24 protein-coding genes are annotated in these 20,706 nt (G+C 65.0%); 7 read left to right on the top strand and 17 right to left on the bottom strand.

The annotated features are described in order from the left end of the window. Positions 1 to 11: 11 nt before the first annotated feature. Positions 12 to 155, bottom strand: coding sequence for a hypothetical protein (locus RCI06_RS11795; protein ID WP_306576190.1), 144 nt, complete (start codon positions 153 to 155; stop codon positions 12 to 14). A gap of 369 nt (positions 156 to 524) precedes the next feature. Between RCI06_RS11795 and RCI06_RS11790 the strand changes: the two genes are divergently transcribed. Further along, positions 525 to 3,014, top strand: coding sequence for a diguanylate cyclase domain-containing protein (locus tag RCI06_RS11790; protein ID WP_277138503.1), 2,490 nt, complete (start codon positions 525 to 527; stop codon positions 3,012 to 3,014). Positions 3,015 to 3,135: 121 nt separating this feature from the next. Here RCI06_RS11790 and RCI06_RS11785 read toward each other — a convergent pair whose 3' ends face one another. The 5 genes from RCI06_RS11785 to RCI06_RS11765 form a co-directional block, all read right to left on the bottom strand. Continuing rightward, positions 3,136 to 3,954, bottom strand: coding sequence for a hypothetical protein (locus RCI06_RS11785; protein ID WP_306576189.1), 819 nt, complete (start codon positions 3,952 to 3,954; stop codon positions 3,136 to 3,138). A gap of 147 nt (positions 3,955 to 4,101) precedes the next feature. After that, positions 4,102 to 5,643 (bottom strand): recombinase family protein, encoded by a 1,542-nt coding sequence (locus RCI06_RS11780; protein ID WP_306576188.1) that lies wholly within the window; start codon positions 5,641 to 5,643, stop codon positions 4,102 to 4,104. Continuing rightward, the gene (locus RCI06_RS11775) at positions 5,640 to 5,810 is read right to left on the bottom strand and encodes a hypothetical protein (RefSeq protein WP_158595736.1); all 171 of its coding nucleotides are present in this window, start codon (positions 5,808 to 5,810) and stop codon (positions 5,640 to 5,642) included. Before RCI06_RS11775 ends, RCI06_RS11780 begins: the two co-directional genes overlap by 4 nt. A 116-nt stretch (positions 5,811 to 5,926) precedes the next feature. Then, the gene (locus RCI06_RS11770; RefSeq protein ID WP_101552585.1) at positions 5,927 to 6,310 is read right to left on the bottom strand and encodes a metal-dependent transcriptional regulator; all 384 of its coding nucleotides are present in this window, start codon (positions 6,308 to 6,310) and stop codon (positions 5,927 to 5,929) included. A 318-nt stretch (positions 6,311 to 6,628) separates the two neighbouring features. After that, entirely contained in the window at positions 6,629 to 7,003 is a 375-nt protein-coding gene (locus tag RCI06_RS11765; RefSeq protein WP_306576187.1) for a metal-dependent transcriptional regulator, read from the bottom strand. A gap of 250 nt (positions 7,004 to 7,253) precedes the next feature. Between RCI06_RS11765 and RCI06_RS11760 the strand changes: the two genes are divergently transcribed. From RCI06_RS11760 to RCI06_RS11745, 4 genes are all read left to right on the top strand, one after another. Continuing rightward, positions 7,254 to 7,463 (top strand): FeoA family protein, encoded by a 210-nt coding sequence (locus RCI06_RS11760; protein WP_101552581.1) that lies wholly within the window; start codon positions 7,254 to 7,256, stop codon positions 7,461 to 7,463. 11 nt (positions 7,464 to 7,474) lie between these two features. Continuing rightward, positions 7,475 to 7,696: a FeoA family protein gene (locus RCI06_RS11755; protein WP_101552579.1), complete on the top strand. Its 222-nt coding sequence runs from the start codon at positions 7,475 to 7,477 to the stop codon at positions 7,694 to 7,696. Between the two features lie 106 nt (positions 7,697 to 7,802). After that, complete coding sequence (gene feoB / locus RCI06_RS11750; protein ID WP_306576186.1) at positions 7,803 to 9,962, top strand: ferrous iron transport protein B; 2,160 nt, start codon at positions 7,803 to 7,805, stop codon at positions 9,960 to 9,962. 79 nt (positions 9,963 to 10,041) lie between these two features. Continuing rightward, positions 10,042 to 10,209: a FeoB-associated Cys-rich membrane protein gene (locus RCI06_RS11745; protein ID WP_256152621.1), complete on the top strand. Its 168-nt coding sequence runs from the start codon at positions 10,042 to 10,044 to the stop codon at positions 10,207 to 10,209. A gap of 91 nt (positions 10,210 to 10,300) precedes the next feature. On the opposite strand, the gene RCI06_RS11740 is transcribed toward RCI06_RS11745, so the two are convergent. Then, entirely contained in the window at positions 10,301 to 10,867 is a 567-nt protein-coding gene (locus RCI06_RS11740) for a DUF3795 domain-containing protein (RefSeq protein ID WP_306576185.1), read from the bottom strand. Positions 10,868 to 11,042: 175 nt separating this feature from the next. Between RCI06_RS11740 and RCI06_RS11735 the strand changes: the two genes are divergently transcribed. Further along, complete coding sequence (locus RCI06_RS11735; RefSeq protein WP_276874784.1) at positions 11,043 to 11,228, top strand: hypothetical protein; 186 nt, start codon at positions 11,043 to 11,045, stop codon at positions 11,226 to 11,228. Positions 11,229 to 11,387: 159 nt separating this feature from the next. Here the strand turns inward: RCI06_RS11735 and RCI06_RS11730 are convergent, their stop codons facing one another. From RCI06_RS11730 to RCI06_RS11685, 10 genes are all read right to left on the bottom strand, one after another. After that, on the bottom strand, positions 11,388 to 13,238 hold the full coding sequence (locus RCI06_RS11730; protein WP_306576184.1) for a heavy metal translocating P-type ATPase: 1,851 nt from the start codon (positions 13,236 to 13,238) through the stop codon (positions 11,388 to 11,390). A gap of 44 nt (positions 13,239 to 13,282) precedes the next feature. Beyond that, on the bottom strand, positions 13,283 to 13,501 hold the full coding sequence (locus RCI06_RS11725; protein ID WP_101552568.1) for a cation transporter: 219 nt from the start codon (positions 13,499 to 13,501) through the stop codon (positions 13,283 to 13,285). Positions 13,502 to 13,525: 24 nt separating this feature from the next. Further along, a complete protein-coding gene (locus tag RCI06_RS11720; protein WP_207726213.1) occupies positions 13,526 to 13,888 on the bottom strand; it encodes a metalloregulator ArsR/SmtB family transcription factor in 363 nt (120 codons plus the stop codon). Between the two features lie 282 nt (positions 13,889 to 14,170). Continuing rightward, positions 14,171 to 15,238 carry a type IV pilus twitching motility protein PilT gene (locus tag RCI06_RS11715; protein WP_276872786.1) on the bottom strand — a complete coding sequence of 356 codons (1,068 nt, stop codon included), beginning with the start codon at positions 15,236 to 15,238 and terminating at the stop codon, positions 14,171 to 14,173. A 24-nt stretch (positions 15,239 to 15,262) separates the two neighbouring features. Continuing rightward, a complete protein-coding gene (locus tag RCI06_RS11710) occupies positions 15,263 to 15,706 on the bottom strand; it encodes a hypothetical protein (RefSeq protein WP_306576183.1) in 444 nt (147 codons plus the stop codon). A gap of 30 nt (positions 15,707 to 15,736) precedes the next feature. After that, positions 15,737 to 16,207, bottom strand: coding sequence for a hypothetical protein (locus RCI06_RS11705; RefSeq protein ID WP_101552562.1), 471 nt, complete (start codon positions 16,205 to 16,207; stop codon positions 15,737 to 15,739). Continuing rightward, a complete protein-coding gene (locus RCI06_RS11700) occupies positions 16,204 to 16,701 on the bottom strand; it encodes a DUF4860 domain-containing protein (protein ID WP_101552559.1) in 498 nt (165 codons plus the stop codon). Before RCI06_RS11700 ends, RCI06_RS11705 begins: the two co-directional genes overlap by 4 nt. A 29-nt stretch (positions 16,702 to 16,730) precedes the next feature. Then, the gene (locus RCI06_RS11695) at positions 16,731 to 17,057 is read right to left on the bottom strand and encodes a hypothetical protein (protein ID WP_101552557.1); all 327 of its coding nucleotides are present in this window, start codon (positions 17,055 to 17,057) and stop codon (positions 16,731 to 16,733) included. A 13-nt stretch (positions 17,058 to 17,070) separates the two neighbouring features. Continuing rightward, on the bottom strand, positions 17,071 to 18,138 hold the full coding sequence (locus RCI06_RS11690) for a type II secretion system F family protein (protein WP_306576182.1): 1,068 nt from the start codon (positions 18,136 to 18,138) through the stop codon (positions 17,071 to 17,073). A 19-nt stretch (positions 18,139 to 18,157) separates the two neighbouring features. After that, positions 18,158 to 19,084 carry a transglutaminase family protein gene (locus tag RCI06_RS11685; protein WP_276872796.1) on the bottom strand — a complete coding sequence of 309 codons (927 nt, stop codon included), beginning with the start codon at positions 19,082 to 19,084 and terminating at the stop codon, positions 18,158 to 18,160. A 270-nt stretch (positions 19,085 to 19,354) separates the two neighbouring features. On the opposite strand from RCI06_RS11685, the gene RCI06_RS11680 reads away from it, so the two are divergent. Further along, positions 19,355 to 20,575 (top strand): BTAD domain-containing putative transcriptional regulator, encoded by a 1,221-nt coding sequence (locus tag RCI06_RS11680; RefSeq protein ID WP_158595602.1) that lies wholly within the window; start codon positions 19,355 to 19,357, stop codon positions 20,573 to 20,575. Positions 20,576 to 20,706: the final 131 nt, after the last annotated feature.

Raw genomic sequence — 20,706 nt, 5'->3', positions numbered from 1 at the left:
TTTTTTTTTTTTTATGTTACTTGAATACCGCCCGGGCCGCCCCCGCCGCCGGGGCCCCCGCCCGCGGCCAGCACGACGGTGGAGACCGCGACCGCGCCCAGCGCGATGACGATGGCGGCCGACGCGACATTCTTTTTGTTCAGGAAATGTTTCATGCTTCCCACTCCTATCTCCGGCCGGGGCCGGCGCTGATTTGACAGAGTCAGCCGTTCTTTCCGGCTTTTACCGCCTCATCATATGTCGGGAATGTGTTGGACAGGGCAAAAATCTGTGAATACGGTGTGAATGATGAAAAACTTCCCGCGAAGTTCTCCGGAATTTTTCAGGCCTGCACGCTCCCGTCAAAAGAGGAAATTTTAGAGGCCTTTTTCTGGCAAAATAGGCAAAAAACCGTTTATTCTTCAGGATTCCTTGCCCCGGTGCCGGAAATCCGGTATAATAGGTCATATATAATCTTTGCCGCCAAAAAAGCGGCTTGTTCTGCGACCGGGGAGCGACCCCGAAAAACGGAATCGAGTGATCGTATGCTGAAAAAATGGATCGGCCTCCTGCTGGCCGCGGCGCTGCTCGCCGGCGGCTGGTCGCTTCCTGCCGCGGCCGCCGGGCAGGAAGACCGCGTCGTGCGGGTCGCCTATCCCGTCCAGGCCGGGCTGACCGACTTTGACGAGTTTGGGAATTACAGCGGCTATACCTATGAATACCTGGAGGAAATCGCGCAGTATACCGGCTGGGACTATGAGTTCGTGCAGGTGCCGGGCACGATGGACGACAGCCTGTCCGCCCTGATGGGGATGCTGCAGGAGGGCGAGATCGACCTGATGGGCGCGATGCTCTACACCGAGCAGATGGGAGAGATGTTCGACTACGCCAGCCACAACTACGGCGTGGTCGAAACGGTGCTCCAGGTGCCCTATGACGACGTGCAGGAGGTCGTCATCAACTCCCAGGTGCAGCAGACCATCCGGGTAGCGGTGGCGGAGGCGTCCCAGGGCGGCCGGATGCAGCGGGAGCTTGAGGACTACTGCGCGATGAACCTGATCACGCCCGTGTACGTCTACCGCGACACTATCGAGGAGCAGCTCGAGGCGGTCCGGGAGGGCAGCGCGGACGCGCTGCTCAACACGAGCCTGAATTATGTCGAAGGGTCGCGCGCCGTCGCGCGGTTTGCCCCCAAGCCGTTCTATTTCATCACCACCAAGGGGAAAAACGCGGAGATGATGGAGGAGCTCAACTCCGCCATCATGAGCATTGAGCAGACCGACCCCACCTTTTCCAACCGGCTTTATGAGAAGTACTTTACCACCACAGGCGAGGACCTCCGGCTGACCGACGCGGAGGCGGCGTACATCGACGGGGCGGGGGCCCTGCGGGTGGGGGTGCTGACCGAGCAGCCGCCGCTGCAGTACCTGGATGAACGGACGGGGGAGCTCGACGGCATCTCGGCCGACCTGCTGAGGCTGATCTCGGATAAGACGGGCCTTGCCTTCGAACTGGTACCCGTCGATTCCCCCGAGGAGCTCTACAGCCTTGCCGAGCAGGGCGGGATCGACCTCGCGGCTGGCATCCCCTACGACTACGACCTCGCGCGGGAGCGGCACCTTTCGATGACGCGGCCCTACATCTCCTCCCAATACCTGCTGATGATGAAGGAGGGGAGCAGCGAGGAGACGATCAAGGGCAAGCGGCTGGCCCTGACGACCACGAGCCCCTACCGCGGGGAGACGGTCGGGCAGGTCGTGCGCTACGCCAAGGTGGCCGACTGCATCCGCGCGGTGGAATCCGGCGAGGCGGACTACACCTATGTGGACGCCTATATGGCGCAGTATTTCATCAACCAGCCGCAGTTCCGCGACCTCAAGCTGATCCCCCAGACCTACGAGCCGCGCCGGCTCTGCTACGGGGTGGTCAAACCCGCGCCGCAGGAGCTGCTTTCGATCCTCAACAAGGCGATCATGACGCTGTCCACTGCGGAGATCCAGGGGGTCATCAACCAGAACACCCTCCAAAAGCAGCCCTTTTCCTTCCGGGCGGTCCTGATGGCCAACCCGGTGGAATCGGTGGCGGCCATCGTCGTCGTCTCGCTGGCGGTCATCGCGGTTCTGCTGCTCTCCCTGCGGCGGCGTGTCCGGGCCAGCCGGGAGGCGGCTCTGGAGCTGAAAAAGCATTTCCGCGTCTACGCGCTGGTGAACGAATACTTCTTTGAATACAGCTACCGCAACAACACGATGTTTGTCTCCGACCCCTCCAAGGGCGGCAGCGAGCCCGATCTCCTCCGTTACGATTACTCCGTGCGCCCCGAAACCGAGCGGGAGGCACAGCGGCGGGAGGCCTTCCTCAAGGTGGTCCGCTCGCGGGAGGACGGCGTCCACGAGCTCTACACCGAGTGCATCGACGGCATGTCCCACTGGCTGCGCATCGCGCTGGAGACGGTCTACGACGGCGACGAGCCCGCCTACGCCCTCGGAAGGATCAATGTGATCGACGAGGAGCGGCAGGAGAAGGACCAGTTGATGGAGCGGGCCCAGCTCGACAGCCTGACCCACGTCTTCAATTCCGAGGCGTGCCAGACCCACGTGCGCGCGAGCCTTTCCCGTATGCGGGAGGGGGAGAGGGGGGCGCTGCTGCTCATCGACATCGACTACTTCAAGCAGATCAACGACACCTACGGGCACATGCAGGGGGATGAGGCGCTCGGGCAGATAGCCGGGCTGCTGCGCTCGAGCTTCCGTGCGGACGACATCGTCGGGCGCCCGGGCGGGGACGAATTCCTCGTCTATCTGCCGCGGATCAAAAACCGCGAATTCCTCTTCAACAAATGCGCCGCGCTCTGCTCCCGGGCGCGCGACCTGCCGCTGGCGGAGGGCGGCCGGATCACGATCAGCGTGGGCGCGGCGCTTTCCCGCGCGGGGGACAACTACGCCGCGCTCTACCAGGCGGCGGACGAGGCGCTCTACGACGCGAAGAAAGCGGGGCGTGACCAGTTTGCCATCGCGGAGCGGAAGGAGCGCGCGTGATCCCGATAGAACTGCAAGAAAAACCGGACCGGCTGCCGCCGGTCCGGTTTTTTATCAGCATGATCAAAGGGCCGCCGGCGGTTTGCCGGCGGCCCTCATCCGCGACAGGAGACGACCTGCGTCAGAGTCCGTAGCTCTGGAAGATATGCTCGTATTTTTGCAGCGTGCGTTCGCCCACGGCGTCGACCGCCGCGAAATCCATGGCGCCCGTATAGTAGCCCTCGAGCTGGTCGTGCAGGGCCTTGGCCTCGGCCAGCAGGCGGGCGGCCTGCTCGAGCATCTGCGCGGAGGCCTTTCTGTTGAAGGTGATGCGTTTTCTGTGGGCACGGATCTGTTCGGCGTCGGTGAACCGCCTGGACCGCACGATCTTATAGGGTTCGACGTCGGGCAGGTGGTTGTCGTTGGCGGTCATGAAGCCGAGCCGGAGGGCGGGGATGAAGAGGTGCTCGATCTTCTCAAACGGGGAGAGGGGGCAGTAACAGGTGATGACGTCCCAGCCGGCCTCGAGCGCCTGGCTGCGCAGGGCGGAGAGGAAGAGGCGGGAGGCGGCGCCATAGACGTCGTCGACGAGGTAGATGCGGTCGCAGAGCGCCTTGGCGGTGCCGTCGAAGAGGACGGGGCCCTTGTTGGTGACGCAGGAGAGGAAGCGTACCGATTCGCGGCCCTGGCCCCCGGGTCCGCCTTTGAACTCGCTGAGCACGATGCGCCGGGCCGCCTTGACCACCTTGCTGACCGAGGTGCCCTCGAGCGCGATGCGGTAGGTGTCGGAGAGCAGGCTTCCCGCCGCGCCGAGGAAGCGGCAGCAGTGCTCGTGGCAGCGGCTGATCTTTGCCGCCAGCGCCATGATCGCCTCGCGCGACTCGAAGAGCGCGTGCTCGTCCCAGCAGGAGGACAGGTCGACGACCTGCTCGAACGCGCCCGGATATTTGGGTTCGATCACATGGGCGGGTGTCGCGGAATCGAATACCGCGCGCCTTTCGTTTCGGGTGGGGCTGGAAGCCGCACGCACATGGGAGAACAGCGGCCGGGAGTTGACGGAAAAAGCCGCGGAGCCAGATCCAACGCTCCAACGGGTCTGGCGGAATGCTCAGAGCAGCCAGCGGATCGAAACCTCCTGCGTGCCGTCCGGCCGCCGTTCGCCGACCGTGACGGTGTCGACCAGCAGGACGAGCAGCTCGCGCGGCATGGGATCGAGCCTCAGCAGCGCTTCCGCGCGCTTTGCCAGAAGGCCGGGCGGCTCCGGGGGAGCCTCCCGCATCCGGGCCTCCAGCGCGTCCAGCCGGTCCTGGAGCGCCTGCCGCTCCTCCCGGAAGCGCGCGCTCATCCCGGCGAACTCCTCCCGCCCGATGAGGCCGTCCGCCCGGTCGAGGCAGAGGGTTTCGAGCGCCCTCGAACGCCGGGCGAGCTGGTTCTGCAACTCCAGCGCCTCCGCCCGCTCCCGGCGGAGGCGGGCTTCCGCTTCGCCGGGGGGCAGCAGCCGTTCGGGGCTGGGAAGCCGGTAGCGGGTGCGCACCAGCGCGCGGACGCGTTCCTCCACGACGCCGGTCAGCGCGTCGAGGCGGACGGAATGGCGGGTGCAGTTCGGATGCGGCCGCGAGGAGGCGTAGCGCCCGCATTGCAGGTAGGAGCGCCGCACCCCCTTGTAGAGCTGCGACACCTTGACGAGCGGCCCGCCGCAATCGGCGCACCGCGCGATGCCGGCAAGCGGGTGGGGCTCGCCCGTCCCGCCGGAACGGGTGCGGCGGTCAAGCAGCGCCTGCGCCGCGTCGAAGGACGCCCGGTCGACAATGGCCTCGTGGGTCCCCTCCACGCGGCACCACGCCTCCTTCGGGACCCCGGCGCACGCCTTGGATTTGTAGCTCACCCGGCGCTTGGTTCCCTGCACCATCGTACCGGTGTAGAGCTCGCTGCGCAGAATCCGCCCCACCGTTGTGCGGTTCCAGCCGTCGGCGCCGGCTTCGCCGCGGGTCCAGCCGCGGGCGCGCTTGTAGGCGGAGGGGCTGGGAATCCCCCGTTCGTTGAGCAGGGCGGCGATCTTCTGCTTGCCGAACCCCTCCAGGCAGAGGGAGAAGATGCTCCGGACCACCTCCGCCGCCTCCGGTTCGACCAAGAGATGGTTGTGGTCGGCGGGGTCCTTCCGGTAGCCGTAGGCGGGGATGCTGCCGATGTATTTGCCCGCGCTGCGCTTTTGCGCGAACACCGCGCGGATGTTCTCCGACAGGTCCTCGAGATACCACTCGTTGATAAGGCCGTTGATCTGGCGGGCCTTTTTGTTGCCCTTGAGGTCGGTGTCGACGTGGTCCACCACCGCCACGAACCGGATGCCCCACAGCGGGAACAGCCCGTGGAGGTATTTTTCCACGAGCTCCATGTCGCGCGTGAAACGGGACTGCGTCTTGCAGAGGACGATCTGGAACTCCCGGCGCTCTGCTGCGGCGAGCATGGCGTTCCAGCCGGGGCGGTCCCGGTCGGCGCCCGAATAGTCCTCGTCGCAGTAGACCGCGCCGACCTCCCAGCCCTGGCTGGCGGCGTAGTCGGCCAGCATCGCCTTCTGGTTCTGGATGCTCTCGCTCTCCCGGATCTTTTCCGCGTCCTCCCGGCTGAGCCGGCAGTAGATCGCGCAGGTCATGTCTCCGCGCCTCCCGCGTCCTCCCGCCCGGCGGGCGGCGCGGGCGATTCCCCGCGGCGCAGGGCGCGGGCAAGATACTGGTCGACCGCTTCTTGGAGGGCGTCCGTCCGGGCCTTTTCGGACGCGGAGCGGAAGGTCTCGGTGACGAAAAACACGGCGGGTTTCATAGGCTTCACCTCATCACAGCCTATGAGGCGGACAACGCTCCCTATGCCGCCGGCGGATGCGGAAACGGGGCCGGCGCGTCCGCGCCGGCCCCGCCGTTCCGAATGATACGATGCGGCTATGACTCCTCCGCGAAGGACGGTTCGAGCACACGGCGGATCAGCTGCTCCCGGCTTTCCGCGGTGAAGGCGCAGAGCGCCGAGACGGCGTCCCGCCGCGCGCAGCCGGGCGGCACGCCCAGACGCTGCAAAAAGAACGCATAGAGCAGGGTGTACTCGGTGAAGATGCGGTTGGACTCCCGCACGCCCTCGGGAGTGAGCTGCACGGCGCCGTAGTGCTCCTTGCGGATCATCCCCTCCCCGGCCAGCCGCTTGAGGCACTTGACGACGCTGGCCCGGCTGACCTTGAGGGCGTTCGCGATATCGACCGACCGCACGGCGGCGCCGCCGTCGGAGAGCTCGTAGACCGCGAGCAGGTAACGGATAGACGCGGGGGAGAGCATGGCATACCACTCCTTTGCAGATGCTTTGGCCGGAAAGGAGGAAGCGCACAGCCGCGGTCTGCCGCGGCTGTGCGCTGTGGATGGGGAACACCGGCTTCCCGGGCAAAAAAGCGGGAGGCCGCACGGGCGGATGCGCCGCCCGGCTTCGGTTTGCAAAAGCTAACCGAAGGGGAAAAGAAAAGGCGGAAACGTCCGCGTTCCGACGATTAGCTACCGCTAACCTGCGCTTATCTTATCACGCCGCAAGGCGGTTTGTCAAGGGCCTGAAATGAAAAACCTGGAGGCGGCGCCCGCCGTCCCCGGCCGGAGGAAGGCGGGTCATTTCTCCGCGTACCGCCGGATATGCTCCCGGAGCTTATCGAAGGTTTCCTCGCTGATGTCGTGCTCCATCCGGCAGGCGTCCGCCGCGGCGGTTTCGGGGGAGACGCCCAGCGCGGTCAGCCAGTCGGTCAGGCAGCTGTGGCGCTCGTAGATGCGCTCGGCGATTTCGCGGCCCGCGTCGGTCAGCTCGATCCAGCCCTCTTTATCCATCGTGATATAGCCGTTCTCGCGGAAGAGGCTCATGGCGCGGCTCACGCTCGGCTTGGTGAAGTTCATGTGGCGCGCCACGTCGATCGAACGGACCGCGCCCGACTCCTTTTTCAGCACCAGGATCGCTTCCAGATAATTTTCCGCGGACTCTTGAATACGCATGGTAATCTCCCTCGCTGTTGTTAGCCTCAGAAAACAAATTCGTGGGAACTCCACAAATTCGTTTCCGCTCATCTGCGCTTATTCTAACACAGTTCCTTTTTTCGCGCAAGGCGGGAAAATTTTTTCGTCAAAGGATTGACAAAACAGGTTAGCAATGGTAAACTATGCCCGTAAAAGGTTAGTTACGTCTAACCATATGCCAGGCGGGCGCCGCCCGCACAGCGATACCAGAGAGGGGAGAACAGTGGAGATGCCGTTAACGATGGCGCGGACAGGCGAAAAAACGACCGTCAGGGGGATCCACGGGAAGGAAGAGACCCGGCGCTTTCTGGAGAGCCTCGGCTTTGTGGAGGGCGGGAAGGTCACGATCGTTTCGGAGATGGGCGGCAACCTGATCGTCAATGTGAAGGACACCCGGATCGCCCTGAGCAAGGCGATGGCAAGCAAAATCATGGTTTGAGGAGGATCGGTATGAAGACACTCAAAGAGGTCAAATGCGGCGAAACGGTGACCGTCGCCAAGCTGGGCGGCGAAGGCGCGCTCAAGCGGCGGATCATGGACATGGGCATCACCAAGGGCACGCCCGTCTATGTGCGCAAGGTGGCCCCGCTGGGCGACCCGGTGGAGATCACCATCCGCGGATACGAGCTCTCCATCCGCAGGAACGAGGCGGAAAACATCCTCGTCGAATAGACGGCGGGACCGGCGGCGGAGCCGCGTTTTTTCGGCGAATGGGTTAGCTTCCGCTAATATGTGTAATGTCAGTCAGCGGGGAATCCCGCAGAGGGGGTAAACGGAAATGGCAATCAAGCTTGCGCTCGCAGGCAATCCGAACTGCGGCAAGACAACGATGTTCAACGACCTGACCGGTTCGAGCCAGTACGTGGGGAACTGGCCGGGCGTCACGGTCGAAAAGAAGGAGGGAAAGCTCCGGGGGCATCAGGACGTCATCGTGACCGACCTTCCCGGCATCTACTCGCTTTCTCCCTATACGCTCGAGGAGGTCGTCACACGGGACTACATCATGAACGAGCATCCCGACGTGGTCATCAACCTCGTGGACGCCTCGAACATCGAGCGCAACCTCTACCTGACCACCCAGGTGACCGAGATGGGCATCCCGGTGATCATCGCGCTGAACATGATCGACATCGTCAAAAAGAACGGAGACCGGATCGACACCCACAAGCTGGCGGCGGCGCTCGGCTGCGAGGTGATCGAGACTTCGGCGGTCAAGGGCGCCGGCTCGAAAGAGGTGGCCGACCGCGCGGTGCAGATGGCGAGGGCGGGGATCATGACCCGCCCGCAGCACACCTTTTCGGGACCCGTGGAGGACGCGCTGGCGCGGATCCGGGAGTTGGCCGCGGACCTCGTCCCGGCGGAGAACGCCCGGTGGTACAGCATCAAGCTGTTCGAGCGGGACGCGAGGGTGCTTGAACGGCTCCGGCTCCCCGCGGACGTCAAGGCGGAGCTCGAGACGATCGTCTCCGACTGCGAGAAGCAGTTCGACGACGACAGCGAGAGCATCATCACCAACGAGCGGTACCAGTACATCTCCGGGCTGATGAAAAGCTGCGTGCAGAAAAAGAACGCCGGCATGACCACCTCGGACAGAATCGACAAGGTGGTCACCAACCGCTGGCTGGCCCTGCCGATCTTCGCGGCGGTCATGTTCGTCGTCTACTATGTGTCCGTCTCCTGGCTCGGCACGATCGTGACCGACTGGACCAACGACACCCTCTTCGCGGGGACGATCCAGCCCCTCGCCGGCGGCTGGCTCGAGGCGGCCGGCGCCGCCGAATGGCTGAACGGCCTCGTGGTCGACGGCATCATCGGCGGCGTGGGCGCGGTGCTCGGCTTCGTCCCGCAGATGTTCATCCTCTTCTTCTTCCTCTCCATCCTAGAGGACTGCGGGTATATGGCGCGCGTGGCCTTCATCATGGACCGGATCTTCCGCAAATTCGGCCTCTCGGGCAAGTCGTTCATCCCGATGCTGATCTCCTCCGGCTGCGGCGTGCCGGGGATCATGGCGACCCGCACAATTGAAAACGAGAAGGACCGCCGCATGACGATCATGACGACCACCTTCATCCCCTGCGGCGCGAAGCTGCCGATCATCGCGCTGATCGCGGGCGCGGTCTTCCCGGAGATCACCTGGATGGCCCCGGCGACCTACTTCTTCGGCATCTTCATGGTCATCCTCTCGGGCGTCATCCTCAAGAAGACGAAGATGTTCGCGGGCGACCCCGCCCCCTTCGTCATGGAGCTTCCGCAGTACCACTTCCCGGCGCCAAAGGGCGTGCTGATCCACATGTGGGAGCGCGGCAAGGCGTTCATCATCAAGGCCGGCACCGTCATCTTCGTGGCGTGCGGCGTGATCTGGTTCCTCCAGAACTTCGGATTTACGTCCGGCGGCTTCGGCATGGTGGAGGATGAGAACGCGAGCATGCTCGCGGCGATCGGCGGCGTGATCGCTCCGATCTTCGCCCCGCTGGGCTTCGGCAACTGGCAGGCGGCCGTGGCGAGCGTCTCCGGACTGGTGGCGAAGGAGAACGTCGTCGGCACCTTCGGCGTGCTGTTCGGGCTCGGAGAGGTCGGCGAGGACGACCCGGCGCTGCTGGCGTCCCTGCCGACCCTCTTCGCGACGAGCGCGAGCGCCCTGGCCTTCATGGTCTTCAACCTGACCTGCGCCCCCTGCTTCGCGGCGATCGGCGCGATCCGCAGGGAAATGATGAGCGCGAAATGGACCTGGTTTGCGATCGGTTACATGACCGGTATGGCATACATCATGGCCTTCATCATCAACCAGCTCGGCGGTGCGTTCTTCTACGGCGTGCCGTTCGGGGCCGGGCAGGTGCTCGCGCTCTGCTGCGTGGCCGCCCTGCTCTACCTGCTCTTCCGCAGCTGCAACCCCGATAGGAAGATGCGCAAGCCCGCGACGGTCGGCGCAGGCGCCTGACAGCTCAAACGCCTCCGCCCTCTCCCGCCGCGCGGGAGGGCGGAGGACCTCCCCGGCGCGGCGGAAAGCGAGGACCTCTATGGTTACCTGGGTGATTTTGGGCGTGATCCTGCTGGCGGCCTTCTGTGCGGTGCGGTACGCGGTGCGCAAGGCCAAAAACGGCGAGTGCGTCGGCTGCTCCGGCTGCAAGGGCCGTTCCGGCTGCCACTGCGGACACACGGCGCCGTCCGGCCCGGACGGGCGCTGAAGCGGTGAATACAAAACGCCTCTCACATCATACACATCACCTCCAAAGACAGCCGCCCGGAGGCGTTCGCGACCGGGCGGCTGTCTTTGGGCTATTTTCTCCGGGGCTTTTTATGCAGCTTCAGTTCGATCCCGCCTTCCGACGCGGCCTGCCGGAAGAGGCCCGCGGCCAGCTCGGCCCGGGCCTTCAGGTCCCCCGGGCCGCCGGGGGACGCCTCCTCCGCCGCGAGCCGCTCCATGACGCGGCGGACCTCGGAAAGCGGCAGGAGGTTCACGGCGACGCAGAAGAGGGTCTTACGCCGTCCGTCGTTATAGCGCGCCAGCAGTTCCCGCAGGATGGCGGTCTTTTCGTCGAGCTCCGCGCGGAAGGCGGGCAGGCCCTCCGCCTTCAGCCTGTCCAGGTCCCGGCGGGCGTTCCGGGAGGGCAGGAGCTGGTCGTAGAGGGGCGGCTCGAGGTAGCGCTCGCAGGGGTAGGCGGGACAGTCGCAGCAGAATTCGGGCCCGCCGTGCTCCCGGCCGCACCGGATGACCGCGCAGGGCTGGTGGCCGTCCCCGCCGCCGCAGCCGGGACAGCCGTTCTCCATATGGTGGATGGGGCAGAGGCCGCAGAAGAGGCCGCAGAGGGAAAAAGAGGGATATTGCCGCTGATAATCCTTCATCCGGATACCTCGCGAGTTTCGGGTGTCGGGCGTACGATGTCAGTTTACCGCGCCCGCCGGCCGATGTCAAATTGATTATATTGGGAACGCCCGCGTGGGGGGAGGTACCATCAGCAATCGAAGTCTTGACGTCGTGCAGGATGACCCCGTCGAGCGAGTCCGCATCGGAGGAGCAGTGGATCAGCTCGATCTGTTCGCAGCGGCCCTCGGCGGCCGCGGCGACGCGTTTCATCAGCGTGGATTTCCCCGTCCCGGGGCCGCCCTTTATGACGAATTCACGCCACCCGCCCGCAGGGTCGGCGAGCTGGTCAAAACGCGAAACGAACCCCTGCGGCGTGTTCGCTCCGAGGAAAAAGTGTAAGGGTTCCGCGGTATGATTCATAAAAAATCCTCCTAAAACGATGATTACTTCATGGTATTCGTTTTTGGGGGATTTGGTTCATTCCCATGCGGCGCGTGAAAGGGTCCGGCGCGGTTTTTTGAAACCGCGCCGGGCCCTTTTGAATCAGGAGGGGAAAGATCAGAGGTTTTTGACGTTCAGCGCGCGGGTGGCGTTGAGGATGGCGATCACCGAAACGCCCACGTCGGCGAAGACGGCCTCCCACATATTGGCGTCGCCGAGCGCGCCGAGCAGGAGCACAAGCGCCTTGACGGCGAGCGCGAAGACGATGTTCTGCCGCACGATGGCAAGCGTCCTGCGGGAGATTTTGATCGCCGCAGCGAGCTTGGAGGGGCGGTCGTCCATGATGACCACGTCGGCGGCCTCGATGGCCGCGTCGGAGCCGAGTCCGCCCATCGCGATGCCGATGTCGGCGCGGGAGAGGACGGGCGCGTCGTTGATGCCGTCGCCCACGAAGGCGAGCACCCCGCGCGGGGATTTTTCCGCGAGCAGCCGCTCCATCCGGTCGACCTTGTCGGCCGGGAGCAGGCCCGCGTGGTACTCGTCGAGTCCGAGTTCCTTCGCCACCTGGGCGGCGACCGGCTCGGCGTCCCCGGTGAGCATCACCGTTTTGCGCACGCCCGCCTCGCGCAGGGCGGAGACCGCCTCGCGGGCGTCCTCCTTGACCTCGTCGGAGATCACGATGTGCCCCGCATACTCCCCGTCCACCGCGACGTGGACGGTCGTGCCGGACAGGTGGCAGTCGTGCCACACGGCGCCCGCCTCGTCCATCAGCTTCCCGTTGCCGGCGCACACCTTTCGCCCGTCGACCGTGGCCTTCACGCCCCGGCCGGAGACCTCCTCCACGCCGGAGACGCGGGTTTCGTCGGGCTCCTTCCCGTAGGCGGCCCGCAGCGAAAGGGCGATCGGGTGGCTTGAATAGCTCTCGGCGAGCGCCGCCAGCTCGAGCAGCCGGTCCTCGGAGATCTCGTCGGGATGCACCGCCGTGACCCGGAAGGACCCCTTGGTGAGGGTGCCGGTCTTGTCGAAGACGACCGTTTCGGTCCCGGCGAGCGCCTCGAGGTAGTTGCTGCCCTTGACGAGGATGCCGCATTTGGACGCCCCGCCGATGCCGCCGAAAAAGGAGAGCGGCACCGAGATGACGAGCGCGCAGGGGCAGGAGATGACCAGGAAGATGAGCGCGCGGTGGATCCACATCGAGAAGGGACCGCCCGTGACGAGCGGCGGGACGACCGCGAGCAGTGCCGCGCCGATGACGACGGCGGGGGTATACCAGCGGGCGAAGCGGGTGATGAAGTTTTCCGCCTTCGCCTTTTTGCTGCTCGCGTTTTCGACGAGGTCGAGGATTTTGGCCACGGTCGATTCCCCGTAGACGCGGGAGACGCGGACGGTGAGCAGGCCGCTCAGGTTGATGCAGCCGCTGATGACCGCGTCGCCGGGCGCTGCGTCGCGGGGGAGGGATTCGCCGGTGAGCGCGGCGGTGTCCAGCGTGGAGCTGCCCTCGGCGATCACGCCGTCGAGCGGCACCCGTTCGCCCGGCTTCACGACGATCAGGTCGTCGACGGAGACCTCCTCGGGGTCGACCCGGACGAGCTCGCCCTCCCGGCGGACGTTGGCGTAGTCGGGGCGGATGTCCATCAGGGCGGAGATCGACTGGCGCGAACGCCCGACCGCGTAGCTCTGGAAGAGCTCGCCCACCTGGTAGAAGAGCATGACGGCGACCCCTTCGGGGTATTCGCCCACGCAGAAGGCGCCCACCGTGGCGACCGCCATCAGGAAGTTCTCGTCGAACACCTGCCCGTGCGCGATGTTGCGCAGGGCGCGCAGCAACACGTCGCCGCCGATGACGAAGTAGGGCACGAGGAAGAGGGCGAGCCGGAAGACGCCCCCGAGGGGGATGAGGAGCGCGGCGGCAAAGGCCGCCGCGCCGATGATCAGACGGACCAGGGTCCGTCTTTGTTTTTTGGACATGGCGCGGACCTCCAAAAAAAGATTTGGGAAGGCGGAGAGAGGACTCAGACGAGCACGGTGCAGTCGGGCTCGACCTTCCTGCAGACGCGCACCGCTTCCTTGAGCACCTCGTCGAAACGCGCGTCGTCCGCCTCGAGCGTGAGGCGCTGGGTCATGAAGCTTACCGTTGCGCTCTGGACGCCGTCGAGCTTGTTGATCGCGTTTTCCATTTTGGCGGCGCAGTTGGCGCAGTCGAGGTCGCGCAGGCGAAAAGTCTTTTTCATGGGTGGTTCCTCCGTTCAGTCGATTTATTCGGCGACGTGCTCCATGCCCTGCCCCAGGATGGTGCGGACATGCCCGTCTGCCAGGGAATAGAATACGGTTTTGCCGTCGCGGCGGTACTTGACCAGCTTGGACTGCTTGAGCACCCGCAGCTGGTGGGAGATCGCCGACTGGTTCATATTGAGAAGCTGTGCGATATCGCACACGCACATCTCCGACTCAAAGAGCACGTAGAGGATCTTGATGCGGGTGGAGTCGCCGAACACCTTGAAGAGCTCGGCGAGGTCGTAGAGGATCTCCTCGTCGGGCATCTGCGCGTTGACGGCGTTTACGATGTCCTCATGCGCGTGGATGTAGTCGCAGCGTTCCATGCCGTCCTTGTCTATCATTCAAATCACCTTTCATATGAGCTATTGTTCATACGTTTATTATATCCCATCGCCGCCAAATGTCAATAGGGCGCGATCCTTTTTTTGCGAGGCCGCCGGCCGGCGCGCGCCGGGGGCGGAAAACCGGGCGGCGCAGCCGCCCGCGCGCGAAGGACGCGGCCTTCGCACGGGCGCCCGCAGGGCGCCGTTTTCCGCCCCGGTCCCGCGCTTTTCGCGCGCGGAAAAGCGGCCGTCCCTTTTGGGACGGCCGCCGGGAAAAAGCCTGCCGGACGGCGGGGCGCGTCAGCGCCCGGTCCCGCCGAGCTTGCGCGCGAGGGCGTCGGGGTTGGTGCTGTAGAGCAGCGCGTTCTCCCGCGAGATCACGCCGTCGCTGAAGAGCCGCAGGATGCTGCTGTCCATGTCGCACATCCCCTGCGAGGAGGAGGAGTAGATCACTCCGCCGATCTGGTGCACCTTGGATTCGCGGATCATGTTGCGCACCGCGTCGTTGGCGAGCAGGATCTCGAACGCGGGGACGAGCCCTCCGTCCACCGTGGGGATAAGCTGCTGGGAGACGACCGCGCGCAGCACCATCGAAAGCTGGACGCGCACCTGCTGCTGCTGGTTGGGCGGGAAGACGTCGATGACCCGGTCGATCGTGTTGGCCGCGCCGACCGTGTGCAGCGTCGACAGGACGAGGTGCCCCGTTTCGGCGGCGGTCATGGCGACGCTGATCGTCTCGTGATCGCGCATCTCGCCGAGCAGGATGACGTCGGGCGACTGGCGGAGCGCGGCGCGCAGCGCCGTCACATAGCTCTGGGTGTCGGTCGCGACCTCCCGCTGGCTGACGATGGAATGCTTGTGCCGGTGGAGGAACTCGATGGGGTCCTCCAGCGTGATGACGTGGGCGCTGCGGGAGTTGTTGATCGCGTCGATCACGCAGGCGAGCGTCGTCGATTTGCCGCACCCGGCCGGGCCGGTGACGAGCACGAGTCCCTTCTGCATCTCCGCGAGGGAGAGCACCCCGTCTGGAATGCCAAGGTCGTGCGGGTTGGGCAGCTCAAAGGTGATGACGCGGATGACCGCGGCGAGCGAACCGCGTTGTTTGTATGCGCTGATCCGGAAGCGCGACACCCCCTGGAGCGCGAAGGAGAAGTCGTCGTCGCCTCCGCCTTCGACGATGGCGATCTCCCGGCCCGCGAGCGCGTAGGCCCCCTGGATGAGGGCCTGGGAGTCGGCGGGGGTGAGCCGTCCGTCGTCGGCGCGCAGGAGCTGGCCGTTGACCTTGAAGGTCACCGGCAGCCCGGCAATGATGAAGATGTCGGAAGCGCGGCGGTCCACCGCGTCCTGAAGGAAATGCAGGATATCCATTTGGATTACCTCCGGTGTAATGGTTCAGAGGGTGCCGTCCCACAGCTCGATGGTCTCGTCGCCCTGCCACTCCCGGGTGGAGGCGGCCTGCCACCGCAGGATTTCGTGGCGCGCCCCCCCGGGGCCGGGGTAACGCACCTCGACGCGCAGCTCCTGCGCGTCGGAGATGGGGACGGTATAGGAGGCGACGAGCGCCCGGCCCCGGCGCTCGAAGGAGACCCCCGCGGCCTGCGGCCGCGCGGGATTCGCCTCCACGGCCGCGTCGGCCTGGACGAGCAGCTCGACCGCCCGGCTGTCGGCGGCGTAATATTCGGACACCGTCTGCGCCGCGCGGCGCGCCATCTTGAGGTCGGCGTTGGCCGACGTGAGGGAGAGGGCCGCAAAGGTCGTCAGGCAGAGCACGATGAAGATGACCAACAGGGAGGAGACGCCGATGAAGACGCTTCCCGTCTTGCGCCGTCCGCTCATTTGCCGCCCTCCTTTCATTCTATTCCGCCGTCACGCGGCGGGTTGATACCGCCGCGCGCTCAGGCGGTAAAGCTCTTCGAAAACGCCGTCCGCCGTCCTGCCGACGGTGATTTCCGCCTCCCACAGGCCGCCCGGCCTGCCGGGCAGGGACCCGCCGCCCTCCGGCCCGTGGATCAGGATGTCCAGGCGGTAGCGGGCGTCCCGCTCGGCGCAGGGGTTCCACGCCCGGTCGTACCAGGCGGTCAGGACGCCCGGCGTATCCCCGGCGCGCACGCCCATGAGCCGCACCGCCTCGTCGAGGTCGTCCGCGCCCTTGAAGGACTCGGCGGCCGATTCGGCGGCCAGCACCGCGCGGTTGAGCGCGGCGCTCTGCTCGCTCGCCGTGTGCGCCCGTGCGAAAAGCTGCACGCAGACCGCGCTTGCGACCGAGAAAAAGAGGATTGCGAGGATCAGCTCCATCAAAAAGAGGCTCGATCCAGAATGGGTGCGGGGCTGTCTCATGCCGAACCCTCCTTGCCGCTGCGCAGCGAGAGATAGAGCTGCGCGTCCCGCCCGTCCGCATCGGGGCAGGAGACGCGCAGCAGGCGCGGGTTCACCTGCTCCACCTCAAAGGCGGGCACCTTCGTGATGGGGGTCCCGTCGACGGGGGAGGGGTCGTCCATGCCGGTGAAGAGCTCGCAGAGGCTGCCCTCCCACGCGTAGAGATAGGTGCGGTAGACCTCGCCGCCGAACTCCTGTTCGATTATGAGCGCGGGCGCGCCGCCCAGCTCCCCCGCGTGCACCGCGCCCGCCGCGTCGCACTGGCGGACCTTCGCGGCGACATAGTGCAGGGAGGTCTGAAGATCGAAATTGCGGTCCATGCCGCGGGCGGAGGACTCGTAGACGTCCGCGCCGATGAGCACGACAAGCAGGGCGGAGGCGGCGAAGACACAGAAGAGCGCGAGGGTGAACAGCAGGTCGATCACATGCCTGCGCGGCTGAAAACGGATGTTCATGGCGGCCTCCCTTCCCGTGAAGTCCCGGTTTATTTCGTCAGGGGAATCACGTCGATCTCCGGCATCAGGTTGGATGCGAAGCAGTGGTAGTGGATGGAATAGCGGGCCCTGTCGACCGTGAGCCCGTAGTGCTCCTCAAGATAGTCGAGGCTGGGGGGATAGGACCCTTCGATGGCGTAACAGTGGACCGCCGCGCGGGTCACCGAACGGCGGACGGCGCCGAGCTGTTCCTCCCGCGCCGCCTCCGAGACGGAGTCGGCCCCCCACGCGGCGAACGCGATGATCACCAGGGTGGCGGCGGCCGGGAGCAGGAGCCCGGCGAGCGGACGGCGGCGTTTGGAAACAAAGCGTCTCATCACGCGCCTCCCGTCAGCCGATCGAGGACATGACGCCCATCAGGGGCAGCATGACCGACAGCAGGATGATCCCCACCACGACGGCGAGGATGGCGACGAGGGTGGGCTCGAGCACAGAGAGCATCCGCGCGACCCGCGCGTCGACCTCCTCCTCGTAGCGGGAGGCGAGCTTGCGCAGCACCGTGTCGGCGGAGCCGGTCGAAAAGCCGACCGACACCATCCGCGCGTAGACGCCGGGGAAGATGCCCGCCTGGCTGACCGCGTCGGCAAAGGAGGCCCCGCCCGAGACGAGCTCGCGGCAGCGCTCCGCCCTGCGGCGCATCGGCCCCTCGTCGAGGAGGCGGACGGCCATGTCGAGCGACTGGTCGGAATCGAGCCCGCTCGAAAGCATCATCGCCATGGCGGAGGCGAACCGGCCCGAGGCGACGCGCGCCGAGATCCCGCGGGTGAGCGGAAAGACCGCGCTCCACCGGGAGAGGGCGGCGCGTCCCTCCGGGAAGGCGCGCATGAGAAGGTAGGCGGCGAGCAGCAGCAGCACGACGGCGGTCAGCGCGATGGCGATCCGCCCCGAGGCGGCGCCCAGGCGCATGACCTGTCCGGCAAAGCTCGACGCCCCGCCGCCCAGCTCCACGAAGACCTCGCTGAACACGGGCAGGACCTTGATGACGAGCACGCCGACGACGAGCGCCATCATGACGATCATGACGAGCGGATAGGCGACGGCGCTGCGGATGCCCTCCGACACCGACTCCTCCCGCTCATAGTAGGCGCACAGCGCGTCGAGCACCTCGTCAAGGCGGCCGGACCTCTCCCCGATCTCCACCATGCTGACGAAGTAGCGCGGGAACACCCCCGCCTCCGCCAGCGCGGTGCCGAGCGCGGCGCGGTCCTCCAGCCGCTCGCCGATCGCGGCGAGCAGCTCCCCGCCCGGGCCGCCGCCCGCGTCCCCCCGCATGATCGAAATGGCCTCCGCCGCGGGGATCCCCGAGCGGACGAGCATCGCGAGCTGCGCGCAGAAGGCGGAAAGCTCCCGCGGGGAAAGCGGCTTTTCGACGGCCCGCCTGTTTTTCTGGTTGCCCATGACGTCACCCCTTATATTGTCAATACCGGTATTTCATCTGGTAGTTGGCCCCGTTGCCGATGAACTGCATGATCTCCGGGCTGCTTCCCCCGTTGGAGGCGAAGGTGGGGTCCATCAGCTTCCAGCTCTTGCCGTCGAACTGGATGATGCCGTCCACCCAGCCCACCTCGGCGATGTAGGTGCTGATCCACGCGTGGTAGGTCCCGCCCGACACGTACCCCACCTCCAGCCGGGTGGGGATCTGCTGGGACCGGAGCATGGCGGCCATCACCGCCGCGTAGTCGAAGCAGATGCCGGTCCCGGCCGCCAGCGTGCTGTCGACCGACGGCAGATAGCCCGACTGGACGTTCGCCGCCTTGTAACTGTCATAAGTGATGTGGCTGATGACATAGTTGTAAATATTTGTGACGACCCCGAGCTGATCCGCCGCGTCGGCGGCGAGGGTGCCGGCGACGCTCACCGTCCGGCTCGACGCGGAGAAGTTCACATACTGGTTGGGATAGAGGAAGGGCAGGAAGGCGCTTTCCAGCTTGACGGAGATCTGTTTGCTGTAGGCGAGCGCGTACTGGTTGCCGGTCACGCGTTCGTAGACCGCCACGGTGTAGGACCCGTCCCCCATGGTGAGCGGGAACACCTCCTTGCGTCCCGCCGTGTTGAGGTTGTAGGTATAGGTGCTCCCGCCGCCCGTGATCTGGACCTTCACCTTGTCCGCGGACCCGCCGTACCAGGCCATAATGTAGCCCTGCGAGGCGTTGGAGGCATCGAAGCCGGCCTTGGCGTTGCTGTGGACGACGGTGCCGGGCGCGGCGGGGGTGCGCACATAGGTTCCGGCGGGCGCCGCGGCGTCCGCCGGCAGGGCGCACAGGGCGGCCAGCAGGAGGAAAACCGCCGGCAGCAGCGCGAGCCGCAGGGCGCGCCGCCGGAGCCGGCAAAAGATCGGTTGCACGACGGCCCGCCTCCTTTCTTCCCGCTTTGAAAACGGCTTTTAAGCGGGCAATGACAGGCAATCAGTCACATTTCTTCAAAATATTACAAATTTCCAGTTATTGTGATACTTATTATACATCACGGGGGAACAAAAGAAAAGTTTTAATTGTAATTTCTGAAGAAAATTGTTATAGTTAATACAGGAGAAACTTGGATATTCCCGGGAGTCCCTGGAAATTTCCTCGTGATGGGCAGATGCCTTCCATGTCGACATAAGGAGAGAGCATCCATGGCAGAAAGCGTACCGAACTACGACGGTTCCCCGATCCAGATTGAGATGCTGGGCGGCTTCAATATCACGATGGGGGAGGTCACAATCAGCGATTCTTCCGCGCGGACCCATCAGGTTTGGAGTCTTCTGGAATACCTCATCGCCTACCGGCACAAGACGATCTCCAACGAGGAGCTCATCCGGGTGCTCTGGTCGGAAAACGACAGCGAGCAGCCCGCAAACGCCTTAAAAAACCTCGTCTACCGCATCCGCACCCTCTTTGCCAACAACAACGTCCCCTTCGCGAAGAACGTCATCGTCTACGAGCACGGGTGCTATTCGTGGAACGAGGGCCTCAACTGCACGGTTGACGCGGAGGAGTTTGAACGGCTCTACGGCGAGGCGTCCAACAAGAACCTGACCGAGGAGGAACGCCTGCGGATCTACCTGGAGGCGCTCGACCTTTACAAGGGGGATTTCCTGAGCAGCTCTCACTTCGAGGAGTGGGTGGTGCCGCTGAGCACCTATTTCCACGCGCTCTATTTCAAGTGCGTGCAGGAGTCCTGCCAGCTGCTCCAGAAGCGCGGCGATTACCAGTCGATCGAGACGATCGCCCAGAAAGCGATCATTATCGACCAGTTCGAGGAGCGCGCGCACATCACCCTCATCGACGCGATGATCCATCAGGGCAAGCAGCAGCAGGCCCTTTCCCACTACAACTATGTCACCGACCTCTTCTACCGCGAGCTGGGGGTCAGCCCGAGCGAGCCGCTGCGCAACCTCTACCGCGAGATCAGCAAGACGGTCAACAGCGTGGAGACCGACCTGCAGGTCATCAAGGAGGATCTCAACGAGTCCAACCTCGTCAAGGGCGCCTATTACTGTGAATATGAGGTGTTCAAAAATATGTACCGCGTCGAGGCGCGCAGCGCGGCGCGCACCGGGCAGTCGATCTTCATCGGCCTGCTCACCGTCACCGACATGCACGACGGCGTGCCCGAGATCAAGCTGCTGGGCAAGACGATGAAGCAGCTTCTCGAGACGATCCGCAACAGCCTGCGCAAGGGGGACATCGTCTCGCGCTTCTCCGCGACCCAGTATGTGCTCATGCTGCCGACCGTCACCTTTGAGAACGGCTCGATGGTGCTCGACCGCATCGTCAAACGCTTCCGCGCCGAGCACCCCTCCAAGCTCGTCAAGATCCACAGCAAGCTTTTGCCCCTCGATCCCATCATGTGAGGCGCGCGTACTTTTGGTCCCCGACCAAAAGTACATTTCAGGACGGGCGGGGCTGCTCGACGCTGCGCGTCGACGCCCGTCCGGCGCGCCTCATGGGGGATGGTCAGCGACCCTCCCCCATGGGCCCCCAC

Source organism: Anaerotruncus massiliensis (ex Togo et al. 2026), from assembly GCF_030825285.1.
Taxonomy (GTDB): Bacteria; Bacillota; Clostridia; order Oscillospirales; family Ruminococcaceae; genus Anaerotruncus; species Anaerotruncus massiliensis.
The sequence above is the reverse complement of the archived record's forward strand: the minus strand, read 5'-3'. Positions and strand labels throughout refer to the sequence as shown.